This window comes from Pseudomonas sp. MF08831 (genome assembly GCF_059862645.1).
In genome coordinates this window covers 107,872-132,111 of the sequence record NZ_JCBCUX010000011.1, presented here as the reverse complement: position 1 = coordinate 132,111, position 24,240 = coordinate 107,872, and the positions used below count along the sequence as shown (strand labels likewise).

General features: G+C 61.9%; 9 protein-coding genes. 3 read left to right on the top strand and 6 right to left on the bottom strand.

Translation table 11 applies throughout. The features are described from left to right. The gene (locus AC19YS_RS21980) at positions 1–11,853 is read left to right on the top strand and encodes a non-ribosomal peptide synthase/polyketide synthase (protein ID WP_500602658.1); all 11,853 of its coding nucleotides are present in this window, start codon (positions 1–3) and stop codon (positions 11,851–11,853) included. Between the two features lie 268 nt (positions 11,854–12,121). Here the strand turns inward: AC19YS_RS21980 and AC19YS_RS21975 are convergent, their stop codons facing one another. Further along, positions 12,122–14,563, bottom strand: coding sequence for a TonB-dependent siderophore receptor (locus AC19YS_RS21975; protein WP_200623730.1), 2,442 nt, complete (start codon positions 14,561–14,563; stop codon positions 12,122–12,124). 109 nt (positions 14,564–14,672) lie between these two features. Next, the gene (locus AC19YS_RS21970; protein ID WP_106579725.1) at positions 14,673–16,325 is read right to left on the bottom strand and encodes a cyclic peptide export ABC transporter; all 1,653 of its coding nucleotides are present in this window, start codon (positions 16,323–16,325) and stop codon (positions 14,673–14,675) included. Between the two features lie 199 nt (positions 16,326–16,524). On the opposite strand from AC19YS_RS21970, the gene AC19YS_RS21965 reads away from it, so the two are divergent. Further along, positions 16,525–17,352, top strand: coding sequence for a formyl transferase (locus AC19YS_RS21965; RefSeq protein ID WP_094950653.1), 828 nt, complete (start codon positions 16,525–16,527; stop codon positions 17,350–17,352). Between the two features lie 504 nt (positions 17,353–17,856). Here AC19YS_RS21965 and pvdO read toward each other — a convergent pair. The 3 genes from pvdO to pvdM are packed head-to-tail and all read right to left on the bottom strand — an operon-like array spanning position 17,857 to position 21,407. Beyond that, positions 17,857–18,729 (bottom strand): dihydropyoverdine dehydrogenase, encoded by an 873-nt coding sequence (gene pvdO / locus AC19YS_RS21960; RefSeq protein WP_500602656.1) that lies wholly within the window; start codon positions 18,727–18,729, stop codon positions 17,857–17,859. 29 nt (positions 18,730–18,758) lie between these two features. Then, a complete protein-coding gene (gene pvdN, locus AC19YS_RS21955) occupies positions 18,759–20,039 on the bottom strand; it encodes a pyoverdine-tailoring periplasmic protein PvdN (protein WP_500602654.1) in 1,281 nt (426 codons plus the stop codon). Positions 20,040–20,057: 18 nt separating this feature from the next. Then, positions 20,058–21,407, bottom strand: coding sequence for a pyoverdine-tailoring dipeptidase-like protein PvdM (pvdM, locus tag AC19YS_RS21950; RefSeq protein ID WP_500602652.1), 1,350 nt, complete (start codon positions 21,405–21,407; stop codon positions 20,058–20,060). A gap of 142 nt (positions 21,408–21,549) precedes the next feature. Here pvdM and pvdP point away from each other — a divergent pair, with 142 nt between their 5' ends. Continuing rightward, entirely contained in the window at positions 21,550–23,169 is a 1,620-nt protein-coding gene (gene pvdP / locus AC19YS_RS21945) for a pyoverdine maturation tyrosinase PvdP (RefSeq protein WP_124417726.1), read from the top strand. On the opposite strand, the gene AC19YS_RS21940 is transcribed toward pvdP, so the two are convergent. Next, a complete protein-coding gene (locus AC19YS_RS21940) occupies positions 23,162–24,109 on the bottom strand; it encodes a DUF1853 family protein (protein WP_500602651.1) in 948 nt (315 codons plus the stop codon). The two genes, pvdP and AC19YS_RS21940, sit on opposite strands and share 8 nt — an antisense overlap. Positions 24,110–24,240: the final 131 nt, after the last annotated feature.

Sequence of the window (24,240 nt, the reverse complement as noted above, 5' to 3'; positions counted from 1 at the left end):
ATGCTTTCCAACCCTAATATCGATCTGGTCTCGCGCTTTCTTCGCCTGCCGCTTGAACAACGTCAGCAGTTTTATCAGCGCCTGCAAGCGCGTGGCATGAGCTTCGCGCAACTGCCGATTGCCCCGACCCGCCACGAGGTCCAGGCACTGCCCTTGTCTTACGCTCAGGAACGCCAGTGGTTCCTCTGGCAGTTGGACCCTGACAGCGCCACCTATCACATCCCTGGCGCGCTGCGCCTGCAAGGCCAGTTGGACCTGGTGGCGCTGCAACACAGTTTCGACCGTTTGGTGGCGCGCCACGAAAGCCTGCGTACCCGCTTGGTGCAGGACGGTGAGCAGTTGTTGCAGGCCGTGATGCCTGAGGCTCGCATCGAAATCGTGCAGGTGCGTACAGACGAACAGCACGTGATGGCGCAGGTGGAAGCCGAGGTCGCGCGGCCTTTCGATCTGCTCCAGGCACCGTTGTTGCGCGTGACGCTGCTGCAACTGGCCGACGATGAGCATGTGCTGGTGATGGTGCAGCACCACATCATTTCCGATGGCTGGTCGATGCAGGTCATGGTCGATGAGCTCGTGCAACTCTATGCCGCCTGCAGCCAGGGCCTAACCCTGAAATTGCCGGACCTGCCGATCCAGTATGCTGACTACGCCCTGTGGCAGCGCGGCTGGATGGAAGCGGGGGAGAAAGCCCGTCAATTGGCTTACTGGCAGGCACTGCTGGGCGGCGAGCAACCCGTGCTGGAATTGCCCCTCGACCACCCGCGACCGGCGCAACAAAGCCATCGCGGCGCCAGCTTGCAGGTAGATTTGCCACCGGCATTGGTCAGCGGTATCAAGCGCCTTGCGCAGCATGAGGGCGCGACCCCGTTCATGTTGTTGCTGGCTGCGTTCCAGACCTTGCTCTACCGCTACAGCGGGCAGTCGGATATCCGCGTCGGCGTGCCGATTGCCAACCGCAATCGTGTCGAGACGGAGCGGTTGATCGGCTTTTTCGTCAACACCCAGGTGCTCAAAGCTGACCTTGACGGGCAGATGAGTTTCGTCGAATTGCTGCAGCAGACCAAGCGTCGCTCGCTGGAAGCCCAGGCGCATCAGGACCTGCCCTTTGAACAACTGGTGGTGGCTTTGCAGCCCGAGCGCAGCCTGAGCCACAACCCATTGTTCCAGGTGATGTTCAACCACCAGACCGACGCCCAGGGCGGGCGCGAGGGGCAGCAATTGCCGGGCCTGCGCGTCTCGGAATTGGACTGGGACAGCCAGACCACGCACTTCGACCTGAGCCTGGACACCCATGAATCCGCAGAAGGCATTTGGGCGGCACTGACCTACGCCACCGACCTGTTCAACGCTGCAACGATAGAGCGTCTGGCTCAGCACTGGCAGAACTTGCTGAGCGCGGTGGTGAGTGCACCTCACAGCCGCCTCAGTGATGTCGTGATGCTCGGCGCGGCCGAACACGCGGTGGTCCTTGAGGATTGGAACGCGCCGGCTACCGGTATCGAACTGCACGCGGTGCATCAGTTGTTTGAGGCTCAGGCCCAGCAGAACCCTGAGCGCCAGGCGTTGGCGCTGGATGAGCAGGCCATCAGCTATGGCCAATTGAACCGTCAGGCCAACCGCCTGGCCCACTACTTGATCGCCCAGGGCGTCGGGCCGGACGTGCTGGTGGGCGTTGCTGTGGAGCGCTCGTTTGCCATGGTGGTGAGCCTGCTGGCGGTGCTCAAGGCAGGCGGCGCCTACGTGCCTCTCGACCCTCAATACCCGCGTGAGCGCCTGGCACACATGCTCGAAGACAGCGGCGTACGCCTGGTGTTGACCCAGTCGTCACTGCGTGAACGCCTGCCGTTGCCTGAGCAGTTGTTGGCCCTGGACATCGATTTGGCTGATGCGCAACTGGCGCAGTGCGCCGAGTACAACCCGGGGCTCGACTTCGAGCCGTGCAGCCTGGCGTACGTTATTTACACCTCGGGCTCTACCGGTAAACCCAAGGGCGTGGCCATCGACCATGGCGCCTTGAGTGAGTTCGCGCGCATGGCCGCCGACTACTCGTGCCTGACCCCGGATGACCGGGTATTGCAGTTCGCGACCCTGAACTTCGACGGTTTCGTCGAGCAGTTGTACCCGGCGCTGACCCTCGGAGCCACCGTGGTTTTGCGTGGCCCGCAGCTGTGGGACGGCGCCGAGCTGTACCGGCAGATTATCGCTCAGGGCATCACCCTGGCCGACTTGCCCACGGCCTACTGGAAACTGTTCTTGCAGGATTGCCTGGTGGCCGGCTCGCGCGCTTACGGCGCGTTGCGCCAGGTGCATATCGGCGGCGAAGCCATGCCGTTGGATGGCCCGGCGCTGTGGCGTCACGCGGGGCTTGGGCATGTACGCCTGCTCAATACCTACGGGCCTACCGAGGCGACCGTAGTGTCCAGTGTGTTGGACTGCAGCGACGCCACCACCGTGATCGGTGCCAGCGCCAGCCCTATCGGCCACGCGCTGGCGGGGCGTGGTCTGTATGTGCTCGATCGCGATTTGAACCTGCTGCCGGCCGGTGCCGTGGGTGAGCTGTATATCGCCAGTGAAAGCGGCCTGGCGCGTGCTTATCTGCAGCAACCTGCGCTGACCGCAGAACGTTTTGTGGCCGACCCATTCGGCCGCTCGGGCCAGCGTCTGTACCGCACCGGTGACCTGGCACGCTGTCGCGCCGATGGGGTGATTGAGTACGTGGGGCGGGTTGACCATCAAGTAAAAATCCGTGGTTTCCGTATCGAGTTGGGTGAAATCGAAGCGCTGCTGCTGGCCCAGGCCGGCGTGCGCGAAACGCTGTTGCTGGCGGCTGACAATCAACTGCTGGCCTATGTGGTGCCGACGCAACCGCTGGCCGAGCAAGAACAGTTGGCTGCCGGTGAGCAACTCAAGGCCAGCCTGCGCGAGCAATTGCCGGATTACATGGTGCCGGCGCACCTGATCTTCCTCGCGCGCATGCCGTTGAACCCCAATGGCAAGCTGGACCGCCAGGCCTTGCCCAAACCCGATGCCACGTCGGCGCAAGCCGATTGGCAAGCGCCGGTTACCGCCCTGCAACAGCAGGTTGCGGCGATCTGGGCAGACATCCTGGGCACCGAGCGGGTCGGGCTGACTCAGCACTTCTTCGAGCTGGGCGGGCATTCGTTACTGGCGATGCAGGTGGTCTCGCGCCTTCGGCAGGCGCTGAACCTGGAAGTGCCGCTCAAGGCTCTGTTCGAGCAGCCGCGCCTGGACGGTTTTGTCGCCGCTATTGAAGCCCATTCCCCGAACGCGCCAAAGGCGCCGGCGCTGGTGCCGGTGGGGCGTGATCAGCCGCTGCCTTTATCGTATGCCCAGGAGCGCCAGTGGTTCCTCTGGCAGCTGGAGCCGCAAAGCGCTGCGTATCACGTGCCCAGCGCTTTGCGCCTGAAAGGGCAGTTGGACACGGCGGCGCTGCAGCGCAGTTTCGACACGTTGCTGGCACGGCATGAAAGCCTGCGCACGCATGTGCGCCAGACCCACGACGGCGCAGTGCAGGTGATTGACCCGCTGGCGTCGGTACAGATCGTGTGCGGCGACGTCGAGGAAGCTCAACTCAAGGCGCGCGTAGAAGCTGAAATCGCCCAGCCGTTCGACCTGCAACAGGGGCCGTTGCTGCGCGTGACGCTGCTGCGTCTGGCTGCTGACGAACATGTGCTGGTGCTGGTTCAGCATCACATCGTGTCCGATGGTTGGTCGATGCAGCGGGTGGTGGAGGAACTGGTACAACTTTACGCCGCATACAGCCAAGGGCAGGGCGTGCAATTGCCGGCGTTGCCGATTCAGTACGCTGACTACGCCGTATGGCAACGCAACTGGATGGACGCGGGCGAGAAAGCGCGCCAACTGGCGTACTGGCGCGAGGTACTGGGCGGTGAGCAGAGTGTGCTGGAGTTGCCCTTCGACCACCCACGCCCGGCCGTGCAGAGCCATCGTGGCGCACGCCTGCCTATCGAGCTGGCGCCGACACTGGCCCATGACCTCAAGGCATTGGCCCAGCAGCAAGGTGTGACGCTGTTCATGCTGTTGCTGGCGTCGTTCCAGACTTTGCTGCACCGCTACAGTGGCCAGGAAGAAATCCGCGTCGGCGTGCCGATTGCCAACCGCAACCGCAGCGAGACCGAGCGCCTGATTGGCTTCTTCGTTAACACGCAAGTGCTCAAGGCCGACCTGCATGGCCAGATGAGCGTCGAGCAGTTATTGCAGCACACGCGCCAGCGCGCGCTGGATGCCCAGGCGCATCAGGACCTGCCGTTCGAGCAACTGGTCGAAGCCTTGCAACCGGAGCGCAGCCTGAGCCACAACCCGTTGTTCCAGGTGATGTTCAACCACCAGACCGATGTCGGCCAGGCCCAGGTCCAGCACCAACTGCCGCAGTTGCGGGTAGAAGGACTCGACTGGGAGAGCAAGACCGCGCACTTCGATCTGGACCTGGATATTCAGGAATCCAACGAGGGTATCTGGGCCACACTGGGGTATGCCCAGGATTTGTTTGAGGCCGGCACCGTGCAACGTATGGCTCGCCATTGGCAGAACCTGTTGCAGGGCATGGTCGCCAACCCGCAGCAAAGCCTCAGCCAATTGCCGCTGTTGGACAGTGCCGAGCAGCAACAGATTCTGCACCTGTGGAACTGCGCCGATTCGGGCTTCTCGGCCAAACGCCTGGTACACGAATTGGTCGCCGACCGTGCGCGGGAAAACCCGAATGCCGTGGCCGTGAAATTCGATTTGCAGACCCTGACGTATGGTGAACTCGATGGCCAGGCCAACCGCCTGGCGCATGCGTTGATCGCCCGAGGTGTGGGGCCGGAAGTGCGCGTGGCCATCGCCATGCCGCGCAGTGCCGAGATCATGGTGGCGTTTCTGGCGGTGATGAAATCCGGTGGCGTCTACGTACCGTTGGACGTGGAATACCCGCGCGATCGCCTGTTGTACATGATGCAAGACAGCCGCGCCAAACTGTTGCTGACGCATTCGGCGGTGCAGCAGCGATTGCCGATTCCCGAAGGCCTGGAAGCACTTGCCGTTGATCAGACCGAAGCCTGGGCCGACGCTGACGACAGCGCTCCACAGGTTGTACTGGACGGCGACAACCTGGCCTACGTGATTTATACCTCCGGTTCCACCGGCATGCCGAAGGGCGTGGCGGTGTCCCACGGTCCGTTGGTGGCGCATATCATTGCGACCGGCGAGCGCTACGAAACCAGCCCGGCGGATTGCGAACTGCACTTCATGTCGTTTGCCTTCGATGGTTCCCACGAAGGCTGGATGCACCCGCTGATCAACGGCGCCAGCGTACTGATTCGCGACGACAGCCTGTGGCTGCCGGAATACACCTACGCCCAAATGCATCGCCACAACGTGACGATGGCCGTGTTCCCGCCCGTTTATCTGCAGCAACTGGCCGAGCACGCCGAGCGCGACGGCAACCCACCCGCAGTGCGCGTCTATTGCTTTGGCGGTGACGCGGTGGCGCAGGCCAGCTATGACCTGGCCTGGCGTGCGCTGAAACCAACCTACTTGTTCAATGGCTACGGCCCGACCGAAACCGTGGTGACGCCGCTGCTGTGGAAGGCCCGCAGGGGTGACCCTTGCGGCGCCGTCTACGCACCGATTGGTACGTTGTTGGGCAACCGCAGCGGTTACGTATTGGACGCGCAGCTCAACCTGCAACCCATCGGCGTCGCGGGTGAGCTGTACCTCGGCGGCGAAGGCGTCGCCCGAGGTTACCTGGAGCGCCCGGCACTGACCGCCGAGCGTTTCGTACCGGACCCGTTCGGCAAACCCGGCAGCCGTGTGTACCGCAGCGGCGACTTGACCCGTGGTCGCCCGGATGGCGTGGTGGACTATCTGGGCCGTGTCGACCATCAGGTGAAGATCCGTGGTTTCCGTATCGAATTGGGTGAAATCGAAGCCCGTCTGCGCGAGCAGGACAGTGTCGGTGAAACCGTGGTGGTGGCTCAGGAGGGCCCATCCGGCAAGCAATTGGTCGCCTATGTGGTGCCGTTGGACCCGGCGCTGATCGACGACGCCGTGGCGCAATCGAACGGCCGCGAAGCGCTGCGCCGCGCCTTGAAAACCCGCCTGCCGGATTACATGGTGCCCACGCACCTGATGTTCCTGCCACGCATGCCGCTGACCCCCAACGGCAAGCTGGACCGCAAAGGCTTGCCGTTGCCGGACGTGAGCCAGATGCAGCAAGTGTATGTCGCGCCACAGAGTGACCTGGAGCAGAAAATCGCTGCGATCTGGTCCGACGTGCTGCGCCTGCCGCGCGTTGGCTTGCATGACAACTTCTTCGAACTGGGCGGCGACTCGATCATTTCGATCCAGGTGGTCAGCCGCGCCCGCCAAGCGGGTGTGCGCTTCACGCCCAAGGACCTGTTCCAGCACCAGACGGTGCAGAGCCTGGCGGCCGTCGCCCGGGAAGGTGAGGGCGCAGTGGTGCTGGATCAGTCGGCGCTGACCGGCGAGTTATTGTTGCTGCCGATCCAGCACGCGTTTTTTGCCGATGACATCCCGCAGCGCGAGCACTGGAACCAGTCGGTGGTGCTGCAGCCGCACCAACGGTTGGAGGTGCCTTTGCTGTTGGCAGCACTTGAGGCGTTGATCGTGCATCACGACGCCCTGCGCACCAGGTTTGTCCAAGGTGCAGACGGCTGGCATGCGGTGTATCGAACTGCACAGCAGCATCAGGCCGAACAGGTGCTGTGGCAGACCACGCTGAACACCGTCGAAGAGCTTGAGGCCCTGGGCGAAGAAGCCCAGCGCAGCCTCGACCTGAGCCAAGGCCCGCTGCTGCGCGCGGTGTTGGTGGACATGGCCGACGGCTCGCAACGCTTATTGTTGGTGATCCATCACTTGGTGGTGGATGGTGTGTCCTGGCGCATCCTGTTGGAAGACCTGCAAACCGCTTACCGCCAACTGATCGAAGGCGTCAGCGTGGTGCTGCCGGCCAAGACCAGTTCCACCCGCGCCTGGGCCGAGCGTTTGCAAGCGTACGCCGGCACTGCGGCACTGGCCGAGGAGTTGGCGTGGTGGCAGTCGCAGTTGCAGGGCAGCCGCACTGGTTTGCCGGGCGCTGACCCGCAGACCAGTGTCAGTAACCGGCATGCCCTGAGCGTGACGACGCACTTGGATCAAGGGTTTACCCGGCGCTTGTTGCAAGACGCTCCAAGTGCCTACCGGACCCAGATCAATGACGTGCTGCTGACCGCTTTGGCGCGCGTTATTGTGCGCTGGACCGGTGATGCGTCGATGCTGATCCGCCTGGAAGGCCACGGCCGTGAGGACCTGTTCGACGACATCGACCTGACTCGCACCGTTGGGTGGTTTACCAGCCTTTATCCATTGCAATTGGCACCGACCGACTCCCTGGCGGGTTCGCTCAAGCAGATCAAGGAACAGCTGCGCGCGGTACCGGACAAAGGCCTGGGCTTTGGCGCCTTGCGTTACCTGGGCAGTGCCGAGGCGCAACAGGCATTGGCGGGCTTGCCGCGCCCGCGTATCACGTTCAATTACCTGGGACAGTTCGACGCCAGCTTCGAGAGCGGCGAACAGGAGGGCTTGTTCGCGCCTTCCGGTGACGCCAGTGGCGCCGAACAAAGCCTTGATGCGCCGCTGGGCAACTGGTTGGAAATCAATGGCCAGGTGTACGGCGGCGAGCTGAAGTTGAACTGGAGTTTCAGCCAGGCCATGTTCGCCCAAGCAACCGTGCAACAGCTGGCTGATGAGTACGCGTTGGAACTCAAAGCCTTGATCGAACACTGCTGTGCTGCGGCCAATCAGGGCGTGACGCCGTCGGACTTCCCGCTGGCGCGCCTGTCGCAAGTTCAACTGGATGCGTTGCCGCTTGCCGTATCTGAGGTTGAAGACCTGTACCCATTGTCGCCGATGCAGCAAGGTATGTTGTTCCAGTCGTTGTATGGCGAAGGGTCGGGCGATTACATCAACCAGATGCGCATCGATGTGGACGGTTTGGATGTACCGCGCTTCCGCCAGGCCTGGCAGGCGGCGGTTGACCGGCATGAAATCCTGCGCAGCGGCTTCCTCTGGCAGACCGATGTGGAGCAACCGTTGCAGGTGGTCTACAAGCAGCGACGAATGCCGCTTGAGGTGCTTGATTGGCAGGACCGCGCCGATTGCCCTATGGCACTCGACAACCTGGCCGAATCGGCACGCGCCCAGGGATTTGTAGTGGAGCAGGCGCCGCTGTTGAACCTGTCGGTGGTACGCACGGGTGCGTCGAGTTACCACTTGATCTACACCAATCACCACATCCTGATGGATGGCTGGAGTGGTTCGCAGCTGTTTGGTGAGGTGTTGCAACACTATGCCGGCGAGCCGCTGTCTGCACCGACCGGGCGTTACCGCGACTACATTGCCTGGTTGCAGGCGCAGGACAAGGCCGTCAGCGAAGCCTTCTGGAAAGCTCAACTGGTTAATCTGCAGGCGCCTACGCGTCTGGCACCTGGCCTGTCGAGCGATGAGCCTGCTGCGGTGGCGGCCAATGGTGAACATCGCCTGAGCTTTGACGCCGCTCACACCGAACGCCTCAAAGCGTTCGCGCAAAGCAACAAGGTTACCCTCAATACCTTGGTGCAAGCTGCCTGGTTATTGCTGCTGCAACATCACACCGGGCAGGCGACCGTGGCCTTCGGCGCTACCGTGGCGGGTCGCCCGGCCGAGCTGCGCGGTATCGAGCAGCAAGTCGGTTTGTTCATCAACACGCTGCCTGTGGTGGCCACGCCTGAAGCGCAGCTGTCGGTCAGCCAGTGGCTGCAACAGATCCAGGCGCAGAACGTGCGCTTGCGCGAGCAGGAACAAACGCCGCTGTTCGAGATCCAGCGCTGGGCCGGGTTGGGTGGCGAGGCGCTGTTCGACAGCATCCTGGTATTCGAGAACTACCCGGTTTCCGAGGCGTTGGAGCAAGGCGCGCCGTCGGGCCTGCGCTTTGGTGCGGTGCACAGCCTGGAGCAGACGCACTATCCGTTGACCGTGCTGCTGGGCATGGGCGACAGCCTCGGGCTTGAGTTCAACTATGATCGGCAAGCTTTCAGCGCCGCACATATCCAGCGCTTGGCCGAGCACTTTCAGCAGTTATTGAACGCCTTGATCGTCGATGCCGACCAACGCCTGGCCGCACTGCCGTCCGTGACTCAGGCCGAGCGTGAGACGTTGCTGGCCTGGAACGCCACGGCTCAGACTTACCCGCTGCATCAGGGCGTGCATCAGTTGATTGAGGCCCAGGTGCTACGTACGCCGCACGCCCCGGCCCTGGCCTTTGCCGGGCAGCAGTTGAGCTACGCCGAACTTAACCGTCGTGCCAACCGCCTGGCGCATCGTTTAGTGGCGGCGGGTGTCGGGCCGGACGTGCTGGTGGGGCTGGCGGTGGAGCGCTCCATCGAGCTGGTCGTCGGCCTGTTGGCCGTGCTCAAGGCCGGCGGCGCCTATGTGCCGCTGGACCCGGAATACCCGCGTGACCGACTCAGCTACATGCTGCAAGACAGCGGCGTGAATCTGCTGCTGACCCAGGCACATTTGTTGGCGCAACTGCCGCTCCCGACAGGCGTGCAAAGCCTGGTGCTGGAGACCGGCGAAGCATGGCTTGAAGGTTACAGCGAGCACAATCCTGATGTCGCAGTGGATGGCGAGAACCTGGCGTATGTGATCTACACCTCGGGCTCGACCGGGCAGCCCAAGGGCGCTGGCAATCGGCATTCGGCACTGACCAATCGACTCTGCTGGATGCAGCAGGCATACAGCCTGGATGGCGGCGATACGGTGCTGCAGAAAACCCCGTTCAGTTTTGACGTGTCGGTGTGGGAGTTCTTCTGGCCACTGATGACCGGCGCGCGCCTGGTGGTGGCGGCGCCGGGGGATCATCGCGATCCGGCCCGGTTGGTCAGCTTGATCAACGACGAGCAGGTCACCACGCTGCACTTTGTGCCGTCCATGCTGCAAGCCTTCTTGCAGGACACGGCGGTCGGCTCTTGCCAGAGCCTGCAACGCATTGTGTGCAGCGGCGAAGCATTGCCGGTCGACGCGCAGCAACAGGTTTTTGCCAAGCTGCCCGCTGCCCGGTTGTACAACCTGTACGGGCCGACGGAAGCCGCGATTGATGTGACCCACTGGACCTGTGTCGAGGAAGGCAGTGATGCCGTGCCGATTGGCCGGCCCATCGCCAACCTGGGCTGCTACGTGCTGGACGGCAACCTGGAGCCGGCGCCGGTGGGCGTGTTGGGCGAGTTGTACCTGGGCGGTATTGGCCTGGCGCGGGGTTATCACCGTCGGCCGGCGTTGACCGCTGAACGTTTTGTGACTGACCCCTTCGGCAGTGGAGAGCGGCTGTACCGCACTGGCGACCTGGCGCGCTATCGCGACGACGGTGTGATCGAGTACGCGGGCCGCATCGACCATCAGGTCAAACTGCGTGGGCTGCGCATCGAGTTGGGTGAAATCGAGGCGCGTCTGCTGGAGCATGAGTGCGTGCGTGAAGCGGCGGTGCTGGCCGTGGACGGCACGCATTTGGTGGGTTACGTGGTATTGCAGGCGCCGAGTGAGGATTGGAAAACCGTGGTCGGCACGCACTTGTCTGCGCACTTGCCGGACTACATGGTACCCGCGCAGTGGGTCGTGCTTGAGCAGATGCCGCTGAGCCCGAATGGCAAACTGGATCGCAAGGCGCTGCCCAAGCCTGAAGCCAACGGCGCAGAGCAATACCAGGCGCCGCACAGCGAGATTGAGCAACAGGTAGCAGCGATCTGGAGCGAGGTGCTGGGTGTTGAGCGGGTGGGGTTGAATGACAACTTCTTCGAGTTGGGCGGCCACTCCTTGCGCGTGCTGTTGCTCAAGGAACGCATCCGGCAGGTCAGCGGGGTCAACCTGTCTGTCAGCCAATTGATGCTCAACCCAACCGTGCGCGGGCAGGTTAATTGCCTGCAGGGCGATGCGCGCAGCGAGTTGATCGTCAAGCTCAACAGCCAGACCCAGGGTACGCCGCTGTTCATGTTCCACCCAAGCTTTGGTTCGGTGCATTGCTACACCGCGATCGCCCTGGCGCTGCGCGAGCAACGCCCGGTGTACGGGGTGATCTGCCGTGCGCTGGTGGAAGAGGGCGCGTCGGTGCCTGAGTGGCAGGCGATGGTTGACGATTACGCCGCGCAGTTATTGGCAGCACAGCCACAGGGTGCCTATCGCCTGGCCGGTTGGTCGCTGGGCGGCAACCTGGCGATGGAAGTCGCCTACGCGCTGGAGCAAGCAGGGCGTGAGGTAGAGTTTGTCGGCTGGATCGATTCGGCGCCGCCGCAGTGGCTCAAGCCGTATTGGGACGCGGTGATCATCGAGGAGGGGCGCGAGGCATCCGCCAATGAACGCCGTGCGGCGTTGCTTGGGGTCATGTTCCCGGCGTTTGCCGAGCAGATTGAGGGTGCGTGGCAGGAGTGCCTGCGTCAGGCAGCGGATGAAGACGGGCAATGGCATGCGTTCGTGGCTTGGGCAGAGCAACATTTGGGTGAAGGTTTTACCAGCATCAAGGAAGAGTTGCTGCGTGGCAACGAGGCGCAGATTTCCTGGGAGGTTGACCGTGCGTTGAGCGAACGCCTGGAAGCGGCGGACTTCAAGCCGGTCCAGGCGCCGGTCAGTTGCTGGTGGGCCTCGTTGAGCCGCGCGGGGCAGTTCAAAAACCTGATCGAACAGAACATGGCGAAGGTGATTGGGCAGGGGCGCATCGAGCGTTCGGTGATGATCGACACCGATCATGACGGCATTATCGACAGCGCCGCGTTCATCAACAGCCTGGTGGCCGCCATGGAGTAAGGAGGGCAACGTACGAATCAACCCGGATCATTGATCCGGGTTTTTTTGTGCTGGATTTCAGGTCGGGCAGGCATGCCTTTCTGTGGGAGCGGCTTGCCTGCGATGCATGCACCTCGGAGTATCAGGCATCCAGTCGATGCCATCGCAGGCAAGCCAGCTCCCACAGTTGACCGAGCATGGCCTTAATACACAGGCATAAAAAAGCCCGATGAGAGCGGCGCTTTCATCGGGCGTTGGGTTGATCGCCTGGGGCGATCAGTGCATTTAATCAGAAGTCCCAGCGAGTGCTGAACATCACGTTACGCGGCTCGCCATAGGCTGCCGAGTTATAAAAGCCCACGTTAGTGTAGTAGGTGGTGTCGAAGATATTGTTGAGGTTGACGGTCGCCGAAAGGTTCTTGGTGACCTGGTAGCGGGTCATCAGGTCGACCACTGTATAGGACGACTGGGTGATGTCCTGGTTTTTATTGAGCGGCTGGTTCCAGATCTCATTCCAGGCCTTGGTTTGCCAGCGTACACCGCCACCGACGGTGAACTTGTCCAGAGCGCCCTTGAGTTTGTAGGTGGTGTTCAGGTTGACCTGATGCTCTGGCTCGAAGGTGGAGATTTTCTTGCCGTCTTCGTCGCGTACGATTTTGTGGGTGTAACCGCCCTGCAGTTGCCAGCCTGGGCTCAACTCACCGGAGATCTCTGCTTCGTAGCCTTTGGTGACGGCCTTGGAGCCCTTGAACGCATAGTTTTCCGGGGAAGGCGATTGGTTGTTGTAGGCATCGTCCGGAATAGCGCGATTGGTCTCATGCACCTCGAAATACGCAAGGCTGGTGTTCAAACGGCCTTCAAAGAACTCGCCCTTCAAGCCCACCTCGTAGTTTTGCCCTTCGTCCGGCTCCAGCAGCGTTTTGTTGCGATCTTTATAGGTGCTTTCCTGAGGTTGGAAAATATCGGTATAGCTGGTGTACACCGAGAAATTGTCGTTCAGGTCATAGATCACACCCGCGTACGGGATGAACCGTCCGGTTTCCTTGTAGGACGGGTTGTTGCCGGTGACGTGGTAGTTGGCAACGCGGCCACCGAGGATCACGTTCAGGTCATCCATCACGTTCAAGCGTGTGGTCACGTAGTAGCCGGTTTGACGAATGGTGTCGTCGGTGTACTGCTGGACCGGGCCGTAGATTGGTTTGGCGAGCTTGCCATTCCAGTTGTAGAAATCCACTTTGTTGCCGCCTGGCCAGTCCGGCGACCAATAGCCTTTGCCCTGCCAGCGCGAGGTGCCGATCGAGCCACCTACGACCAGTTCATGGTCACGACCGAACAGACTGAATGGCCCGGTGGCATACAGATCGGCCGAGGTGCTTTTGGTTTCTCCGGTGTATTTCTGCCCGTTGATCGACGCTGTGCCATCGGCTTGTGGTTCAACGAACTGGATCGAACCGAGGTCGGCATGGTAGCTGTTGATCTTATGATCGAGTTGGAACTTGGTGACCCAGCCGTCGCCCAGGTCATGCTCGAGCATGGCAAAGGCGGTGCGGGTGTTTTGCTCCCATGAGCTCCAGGTAGTGCCGTTGTTGTAGGAGCGCGGCATCTTGTTGATGCTGCCGTCGTATTTCACCAACGGGAAGGAACCCGACCAACTGGTGCCTTGTGGAATGCTGTCCTGATAGTCGAAGCCCACGGTCAGCATGGTGTCGGGGGACAGGTCGAATTCGGTGATGCCGTAGTAGGTTTCGGTCTTGCGTGAGTAGTGGTCCATGAAGGAATTCTTGTCCTGGTACGCCGCCACTGCGCGACCACGGACATTCCCGCTGTCGGTCAACGGACCGCTGACGTCCACTTCGCTGCGGTAGTTGTCCCAGGAACCTGCGCCCAGTTGCACATGGCCTTTGAATTCCGAGGTGGGCTTCTTGCGAATCAGGTTGATGGTCGCGCCCAGGGAACCGGCACCGTTGAGCAGGCCGGTGGCGCCCTTGAGAATTTCGACGCGGTCGTAGATCGCCATGTCGCTCAGGGTGTTACCTGCCGAATAGCCAACGTTGCGCACGGTGGACGGAATGCCGTCGTACTGGAAGCTGTTGACCGAAAAACCACGGGAATAGTAGTTGGTGCGGTCGCTGTCGTAGGCTGACACGGTGATGCCCGGCGTGTGACGCATCACGTCGTCGACGTTATTGAGGCCGAAGTCTTCGATGTGCTGGCGGGTGATCACCGTGATTGACTGCGGGGTTTGCCGTGGCGTCAGGGTCAAGCGGGTTGCCGTGGCAATGGTGCCCGGCGTATAGGAACCGGAATCCTCGGTGATGTTGCCCAAGGTATTGCCGGTTACCTCGGTCGGGCTCAATTCCAGCGCTGCGGATGTACCGGCAGCGGTCACGGTCAGCGAGTTGCCGTTGAAGCTGTGAGTGGTCTGAGTTCCGCCCAACAACGTATCAATGGCCCGCTGCGGCTCCATCTTGCCCTTGACCGCACGGCTGCTTTTGCCCTGCACATCGCTTGGGCTGTACAGCACTTGCACATTGGTCTGGCGGCCAAATTCCTGCAAGGCGCTCCCCAGCGACTGTGCGGGAATATCCAGCTCGATCTCCTGTGCCTGCGCATAACCTGCAACCGGCAGCGATATCGCCAGGGCCAAGGCGCTCGGAAGAAGATTGATGTTCAGGGCCCGGCGCATGGATAGCGCTTTGCTCAGGGGGCTGAGACCGAGTCTTGCTGGCATGGATGCTTTCTCTTCTATGTTTAAGTGGGCAAGTTATAGGTATCTATTGAGTATTATTCTCATTACCACTAGTGAGACGTTCCTACTTGGAAAAACCGGAAAATAAATTTCAGGCCGGTTCCATTTCGTGCAGCACCTGGCCGGCGCGCAGTCGCACCAATTGGTCGGCGATGTCGAAATAGCGGTCGTCGTGGCTGATCACAATGATGGTTTTGCCCAGGCGCTTGAGGTCCGGCAGCAGCTCGGTGTAGAAAATCCGGCGGAAAGCCGGGTCCTGGTCGGCGGCCCATTCGTCGAACACCAGCACCGGGCGTTCTTCGAGCCAGGCGTTGACCAGTGCCAGGCGCTTGCGCTGGCCGGTGGACAGGTCGGTGGTGCTGAATACGCCGTCTTTCACGCTGACCTTGTGCGCGATTTCCAGGCGTTCCAGGTATTTGGCGGCGCTGTCCAGTGACTGGGTGGCGCTGCCCTGCACCAGGTCGTCGAACAGGTAGTAGTCGGAGAAGATCGTCGTGAAGAGTTGGCGATAGTCATCGCGCTCGGGGTCGGTGACGGCCTCGCCGTTCAGGCGAATCTCGCCCGCCTGGGGCGGATACAAGCCCAGCAGCAGTTTGATCAAGGTGGTCTTGCCGCTGCCGTTCTCGCCGACGATAAACACGATATCGCCTTGCTTGATGCTCAGGTTGATCGGCCCCAGGTGGAACGGTTCGCTGCCTTCAATCGCCGGTGGGCTGTAGCTCACGCCGCGCAGTTCCAGGCTGTTGACTACCGGTTTTGGCGCTTCGCTGTCATCCATCAGCAGGTGCGGTTCGGGGGAGGAGAAGCGCTCCGACAGCTCGCTGATCCGGCCAAAGGCGATCTTGGCCTTGCCCACCACCGGCAAGTAGCCCAGCAGGTGTTCCAGCGGGCCCTTCATGTAGAGCAGCACCAGCACGAAGCCGGTGATCACGGTCGGGTCAGGGTTCGGATTGTAGGCCTGCATCGCCAGGGCCAGGCCGATTACCACGAAGAACAGCATCGAGCCGAACGTCTTGGCGAGGATATAAATGTTGACCGAACGCACTTGGATATCGCTGATGCGGTCGGCGGTTTCCTGGATGCGATGGGTATTCATGCGATAGCGCCGTGGGCGGTGCATGCGCAGTTCCTTGGCGCCGGAAGCGATCGCGTTGTAGTAGCGCTGCAATTCATCTTCATGGCTGCGCGCCAGGTCAAAGCCCTGGATGCCTTTGCCGCCGGCAATGAATTGCACGGCGCTGCCGATGATGATCGCCACCACCATCATCAGGAACATCGGCACCGACAGGTAGGCTAGGTAGCCCAGGCAACCGAGGGTCACCGTGGCGGCGATGGCCAGTGGCGTGAAGGCGAAAGAAAAATCGCTGATGGTGTCGACGTCGTGGGTCAGCACCGGGATCAGCCGGTGCGAGCGGTAGCGCTCGATCTGGCCGATGGGTGCCGACAGCACTTTCTCGCCCAGATCCTTGCGCAAGGCGGCGATGATGCGTTGCCCGACATAGTTGGTGCCGATGTCGGAAATGATCGAGCTGATCAGCGCCAGTACGCACAGCGCCGCAAAGGTCAGGACCACGCCTTGGGTCATGCCGTTGACCGAATGCAGCGCGTTATTGATGGTGGCCAGCAGCAAGGTAATGGCCAGGCCGCCCACCATGCCGAGTGCGACGGAGATCGTCACGATGGTACGAAAGGGCCTGAGCAAGGCGAGCAGACCCTTGAAGGCGCTGCGTTTGGGGTCGGTCATAAGTACTTCCCGGAGAGTGAAAAGAGGGGCTGGGCACACAGACCCTTACCCATGACAAACGAAGCGCCGGCGCGAGTATTTAGCTCGGCGTGCCCTTTGCGGGTGGCGCGGCATAAATTGCCGCGCAGCTGGTTCGTTCTTGTGCTGTAGGCGCACGTGCATCGACGCCGCGCGCAGTCCATTCAGCGAGAGCGAAACAATGACGAAAAAGAACCTGGTGTATGTGTGGTCCCTGCGAAATGCCGCCGCCGACAAGGCCGGGCAGCCGGTGGCCTACAAGGATCACGAGCGCTATATGAAGTCGGTGCTGGAGTTTCTGGTGGGTTCGCTGAACGACACGCCGTTGGGCGAGGCTTATAACCTGGTTGGCGTGGTGTATGACGATGACGAGCAGAACCCGCGCGACCAGCAACTGGTCAGCGATTACGGCTTTGCCTATAAACCAGGTCGCCAGTGGCTGTACCCGGCGGATCTGCAGGTGCAGGGACGGCTGGTCAACGACTTGTTATTGAGCGTGCCGTCCACCTACCGCCGTCTGCCACGCGGCAGTGCCGAGCACATTGCCGGCAAGCAGGATTTCGAGCGTCGCCTGCACGACACGCTGGTGGAATTGAAGGCCGATATCGTCGTGCTGGACGGTCTGCTGGTGATTCTGGATGAGCTGGTGCGCCCAGGTGCACCGTTTGCACGGCGCATCATGAACATTCACCCAGGCATTACCCGAATCGAATCGCCTTACGAACGCCGCGGTGCATACGCCACCTGGAATGCCTTGTACGGTGCGCGTGGGCAAACCGTGGTGGATTGGGCGACCAAGGCCACCACGCCGTCCGAGCCGCTGTACCTCACCGGCGCTTCCTTCCACTACGTGGATAACGGCATCGATTCGGGTGAAGTGTTTCACGACGTGCTGAAAACCGAGATCTCGCCCGAGGACACCATCCTCGAACTGCGCTGGAACAACTTTAACAACAGCCTGTTCCCGGCGTTGCACGAAGGCTTGGAGTTGTTGGCCAAACAGGCCTGAACACAGCCCTATTGGTACATACAGCATCAAAATGTGAGCGGGCTTGCCCGCGAAGGCGGCGGCCCTGTTGATACAGGGGTGACTGACAGACCGCTATCGCAGGCAAGCCAGCTCCCACATTTGAACGGTGGCAGTCTTGGTATTCATGCACGGCCCTAAGCCCATCCGCTCCCAGCCATTCCCGCGAATTTCACCTGATGTACGCAAGTCAAAATGTGGGAGCGGGCTTGCCCGCGAAGGCGGTGGCCCTGTTGATACAGGGGTGACTGACACACCGCTATCGCAGGCAAGCCAGCTCCCACATTTGAGCGGTGGCGGTCTTGGTATTCATGCACGGCCCTAAGCCCATCCGCTCCCAGCCATTCCCGCGAATTTTTACCTGATGTACGCAAGTCAAATGTGGGAGCGGGCTTGCCCGCGAAGGTGGCGGCCCTGTCGATACAGGGGTGACTGACACACCGCTATCGCAGGCAAGCCAGCTCCCACATTTGAACGGTGCCGCGCCTAAAGCTCGCGCACTACCCGAAAGCCAATCCAGTCGCCGCGGGTTTGCGGGTAGATGTTGTTGCGGTTGCCCGAGCGCGAAAACACGGGCGCTTCGCCCCAGTCGTTGCCGCGAATCTGGTAGCTCTCGCAGTTAGGTTCCACCCAGGCGCTGCCGTCGGTGGGGGCGCCGATGTAGTTGGGGTGCTCGCAGTCGGCGACCCGCTCATAGACATTGCCATGCATGTCGTACATGCCAAACGCATTCGGCGGGTAGCTGCCGACCGGCGAAGAGTAGCTGTAGCCATCCGCCGGGCCGTAGGTGTTGGCATGTTCGGCGATGCTGTAACCCTTGCCCTCATCGAAAGGAAACGGAAACGGTCCGGCGGTGCCGGCACGCGCCGCATATTCGCGCTGCGCTTCGCTGACCATCTGGTACGTCTGCCCGGTCTTTTTCGACAGCCAGGCCACATAGTTCTTGATGTCGTCCATGTCCATGCACACCGCCGGCTGGCGCGGCCCTTGTGGGTAGCGTGGCTTGCTGGCGATGCATTCGCGCCCAGGGCGGGTGTCGCCGTCGGCGATCTTGACGCCGGTCTGGCGGATATAGCTGTCCCATTCACCGGCGGTGATATGGAAACGGCTCATGGCGAAGGGTTTGGCGAAGGTCACCTCATGCATCGGGCCTTCGTCGGGCTCGCGGCCGACTTCGTCTTCCGGGGTACCCATGGTAAAGGTGCCGGCCGGCAGCACGACCATTTCCGGGCAGTCCTTGCAGTCTTTGAATACCTTGCCCGGTTGCGCGGTGGCGGCCTGGGCCAGGCCTGGCAACAGCGCGCCGCACAGGGCGGTCAGCGCCAGGGCAGTGAGGGGCTTGAGTCGGGATGGAGTCATGTGGGCATCTCGTTCAAAGGAAAAAGGGGTCACAGCCGTTGGCTCAGCAAGCTCATGAAGCGCTGGATTTCATCCGAGCTGTTAAGCAGGCCAGGGGAGGTGCGAATCACGGGGCCGACATCACGGTCCACCGCATCGATCACCACGCGGTTTTTCATCATGTGGGCGACCACGGCCTCGCTGTCCTGGCCCTTGACGCGGAAGAAGGTAAAGCCGGCTGAGAGAGCAGGGCTGCGCGGCGTCACCAGCTCGATTTGCGGGTGGTCCAGCAAACGGCCCTTCAAATCGCTGTTGAGCGCGTGAATACGCGCCTGCACTTGGGGCTTGCCCAACTGCAAATGCAACTTGAAGGCTTCGTCCACCGCCCAGCGATGCTCAAAAGCGTGGAAACCGCCGGGCGTCATGGTGGTGGCGAAATTGGTGTCTTCGGAGAAGGTCGGCACCATCGGCGTCACGTATTTGTTTTCGGCGTCGCGGGCGCACACCAGGCCGGTACCGCGCGGGCCGAACATCCATTTATGCGTGCCGGCGATAAAGAAGTCGCAGTGCATGTCGGGGAAGTCGAGGTTTTCCACGCCGAAGCCGTGCACGCCGTCCACCACGTAGAGAATGCGGTCGTTTTCATCGCGGTTACGGTTGAGTGCGTCCACCAGCCTGCCGATCTCGCCAATCGGTAGTTTCACGCCGCTGCCCGACTGCACCCAGGTCATGCCCAGCACGCGGGTGTTGGGGCGAATACTGCGCTGGATATTGCCGAGGATTTCATCGGCAGACACGCGACTGGCGTCTTCGAACAGCGTGAACCTGCGCACCTGCGTGCCTTGCTTGAGCACGCGAAAATCCAGGACGTTCTGGGTGGCGTAGTGCTCGTGCACGGTGGTGAGAATTTCCTGGTCGGGCCGCAGCTTTATCCCGCCGTAGATCATCGCCAGCCCTTCGGAGGTGCTGCCGGTGAGGGCAATTTGCGCCGGCTTCGCGTTCAAGTAGCGACCGGCCCATTCCCGTACCTGGCCTTCGCGTTTCCAGGTTTCCTCAAGGCCCCAGTCCATCGCCAGCCCTGGGTTGCGGTCGATCTGCTGGCGGTAGCGGTCGATCGCCTCGCGCACCGGCTTAGGGTGCGAGGCCACCAGGAAATTGGAGAAGTGCAGGTAGTTCGGGTCCTGGTTGAACAGCTGTTTCAATCCCGTCCATGGGGCGTTCGCAGCGGGTGCCGGGCTGTCGGCCAGTGCTTGAGGCATCAGCGCAGCGCCCAGCGGCAGGCTGGCGGCGAAGACACCGGCCTGTTTGAGAAATGTACGGCGATCAGTCATGGACGTGCTTCTAGGTGGTTAGCGGTTGGCCAAGGGCTTGGCAGCTTTTTGTACCTGGTCCCATACGCGCAGGAAGTTGCCTCCCCACAGCTTGGCGATATCGGCTTCGGAGTAACCACGCTGGATCAGCTCGGCGGTGACGTTGCGCACCTCGCCGACATTCTCCCAGCCCTGGATGCCGCCGCCGTCGTTGAAGTCCGACGAGATGCCGACGTGATCGATGCCGATCTTGCGCACGGTGTAGTCGATGGCGTCGCCCCAATCCTTGAGGGTGGTCTTGGGTTCTTCTTCGAGAATGCCGTACAGGCCTTGGGCGTACTGGCCGAACTTCTGCTCGGGCCAGGCGGCAATGATTGCGTCGCCGGGCATCAGGGCCATGGCCAGGTTGGGCAGCGGCGGCAAATCGAAACGCGCGCGCAGGGTGTTGAGCTTGTCCTGGGTCGGTTGGCTCAGCGGACGCAAATAGGCGGGAAAGCCCACCACTTGAACCACGCCGCCGCTGTTCTTGATCAGTTGCAATTCTTTGTCGCTGAGGTTGCGCGGGATATCCACCGACGCCCGCGGCGCGGAGTGGGACGCCACCATCGGCGTACGGCTCAGCTGTGCCACTTGCTCCAGCGCCTTGGTCGACATTTGCGACACATCGATGATCACGCCCAGGTCATTGAGGCGATGCACCGCCTGCTGGCCGATGGGCGACAGCCCTTCGAGGGCGTCGGTCGAATCGTTGAAAAACGGCAGTGGGCGCGACGAGTCGGACCAGGCGTTGTTGCCGATATAGCTGAAGCCGAACATGCGCATGCCGCGCGCCGCCCACAGGTCCAGTTGGTTCAGATCATCGCCCAGCGGGTAGGCGTTGAGCATGCTGATAAACACCGCAAATTTGCCCTCACCGTGCAGGCGGCGGAAATCGTCCGGGGTGTAGGCGATGCCGACCTGGTTGGGAAAGTCGCGCACCATGCCGGAGATGATCTTGTAGCGCACCTCTTGCTCGTGGCGGGCCTCCTCGACAAAACCGTCGGTGGGCTTATGCGGCGCGTTGGGGCCGTTCCAGATTTCCGGCCAGCCGAAAATCGTCAGGGCGGCGCCCGACAAGCGCCCGCGTGCTGCCTTGGCCAGGTCGAACTGGCCGCTGCCATCTTTGTCGGCCTCATTGCCGGCCGTGCCGAAATCCATCGGCACCGTGATGTGGCTGTCGAACGACAGCAAGCGGTCCTGCATTTCATTGGCTTGCTTGATCACCTCCAACGGGTAACCGGCATTGCCGCGAAACCAGTGGTCCCAGACCAGAAAGCCAGCCCCGGCGCCGATGGCCAATGCCAGCGGCAGGCCGATCAACAGCGCCTTTTTCGAACGTGGTTTTGTCATTGCCATCTCAGTCAGTTGAGGCCTTTGCTATCAGGGAAGAACGAGCCATGGCCGGGGAAATTTAGGCCCGCTTCGCGCGGCGGTAAATTTGCGAAGGCTGCAAACGTTCTAGCTCTGATTAAGCCGTTTCCTAAGGTAGACAATGACGATCTCTCGACGTGGGTTCATCGCAGGCCTGGCGCTGACGGGCGCTGCCGTGCCGGCAGCCTTTTATGCCCATCGCGAGCTGACGCGTGAAGAAGAATTCCCCATTACCCCGGGCGAGGCCACGGTGGATTTGGCCGACACTGATGGCCAGCACTTGGCGAACATTTTGCGCGGTGTGTGGAGCCTGCGCCTGGAAGGCCGCGACGCCGGGCTAAAGGGCTTGCCGCTGCAAGGCCTGGAACTGCTGCTGGACATCGCCCCGCGTGGCCGTGGCCTGCGCGGCTACCTGGACACCGCTGAGAACCTGCGCGCCGAAGGTGAACCGCGTTACCGCGTACTCGGTGATGTGCTGACAGGCGAGGGCGCCTTGCTTTACTGGCGCCTGATCGACCGCGAGGCGGCCGACGGCGCACCGGCCTATGAATTCAAGATGACACTCGATGAAGTCTGGGCCGACTTCGCTAACGCCGGCAGCAGCACCCTCAGCGGGCAGATCCTCAACCTCGACCGCCCCTTGGCATTGACCGAACGTGACAACCGCTTTATCGCCCACAAACAGCTGTTTCCCGAAGCGCGCCAACGCATCGGCCTGAACCCGACGCTGCTGGCCTGGCTGATTTCGCCGGAGCACCGCCTGTTTCACCAACTCTGGCACGCCACCCGCGACCAGTGGCACAAGCTCTCGCAAGAAAAGCGCGACGCCTTGCGCGGCATCGGCTGGCAGCCCGGCCCGCGCGGCCAGGAACGCGACGCACGCGGCAAACGCAAAGATCGCAACGGCTCGGGCATCGACTTCTTTTTCATGCACCGGCATATGCTCGGCAATGCGCGTTCCATGCAAGATTTGCCGTCGTGGCCGCAATTCCCCGAGCCACAGCCGGCGCTGGAACGCGACCGTCTGGGCTTTGTGCGTTACTTCGATAACCACGACGGCTTCGCGCTGCCGCCCTGTTGGTCGGCGCCGGATGACAGCGAATACACCCAATGGGTCAGCGATATCAAGGCGGCCCAGACTTACCACAGCAACTTTCAGGTCTGGGAGTCCCAATACCGCGACCCACGTTACCTGGCCAAGCTGAGCCTTGGGCAATTGGGTTCCGAGATGGAGTTAGGCCTACACGACTGGCTGCACATGCGCTGGGCCTCGGTGCCGCGTGATCCGTCCAACGGCGCGCCGGTGCCGTTCGCCCGCGACCCGTCGGACTTTGCCGCGCGTTGGTATGCGCCGGAGAACGACTTTCTCGGTGATCCGTTTTCATCCCATGTAAACCCGGTGTTCTGGCATTTCCACGGCTGGATTGATGACCGCATCGAAGATTGGTTTCGGGCCCACGAGCGCTTCAACCCCGGTGAGGTCAGCCGGCTGCAAGTCAATGGCGTGAACTGGTTCGCGCAGGGGCGTTGGGTGGAAGTCGGCGATCCGTGGCTGGGGCCGGACACCCACGGCTGCAGCACCACGCCGGGGTTGCAGATGGGCAGGTCGATGGAGATGGACCCGGAGACCATGAAGCTGGCGCTGCGTATTACCTTTGCCGCTGAGGACGAAGGATTGCAGGCATTGTTCAAGCGTGTGCCGAGGCGGCCCTGGTACGCACGGCACTTGAAGGTCAAGTAACGCCAGGGACGTTGGGCCAGAGATCGGCCACCAGGAACAGGCGTTCGGCTTCTTCCCAATCCTCGCCATTGCGCACAAGGCGCACCAACAACTGCGCGGGTGCCATCGGGTCCAGTGCTGCCAGCCAGCCTTGCATCTGCTGCTCACTCCAGACCTCAGCCTGCGCGTAGTGCGCCGGTGCCAGCCAGGCATGCCTGGGCAGCGGTTGCCAGCGCCCCGGCGGGCTGGCACTGACCAGCGCCGGCCAATCGCGCTGATGCAGCCAGCGCCCCCGCAGATGCTGCGGATGGGCGCCGTGCGGTGGCTCGGCCTGGCCGGGCCAGGGATAGAGCAAATACCCGCCAAGCCACAAATGCGCGTCAAACTGCTGGATATCCAGCGCCGCCAGCGCCTCGCGGCTTTCCGCGCGTGCCGAAATCGGCAGTTGGTGCTGGGCCAGATGCGCCAGCTTGCGGTCCAGCCGGTCATGGCATCCCGGCCCCAGCCATTGCGCGGTATCCAGACCGTTGCCGTCCTGCGGCCCGAGATACAGTTTGATCGCCAGTTCCAGGTGGTGCACGCCATCGCGGTCGCGCAGCAGCATGTCCAATTCGCCCAAGGTATGCCCGGCGCGGCGGATCGGCAGGTTGGCGACGAGCAATTCCACGCCCGGCGCATGCTGCACGGCAAATTGCCACAGGCGCTCGTAGTACAGGCCCAGGCGCCGCGTGCGGGCAAGGCTTAGCCAGTGCTGCAAGGCGCTGCTGTCTTGATCAAGCGCGCGTAACCATTGCTCCAGCAGGTGCGGTGCCTGCACCCAGTCACTGCCCGCCAGCGGGTGGCGCTGCGGCCAGGGCGTTTGCGCGAGCATCGGCGGGGCAAGCATCACCCACGCCAGGTCGCGCACCTCGGGGTGCCGCAACTGGCGGGGCAGGTTGTGCAGATCCGGGAACACAGTCATGGTCCGAGCATAGCCGTTTAACGTCTGTTGGGGTGGCTGAGAACCATTGTCATCAAGGGTTCACGGCGACAAAGGATTTTGCCTGACGCGGCCTTTCGCCCATAATCGTTGTTTTTGCCACACCCCACATC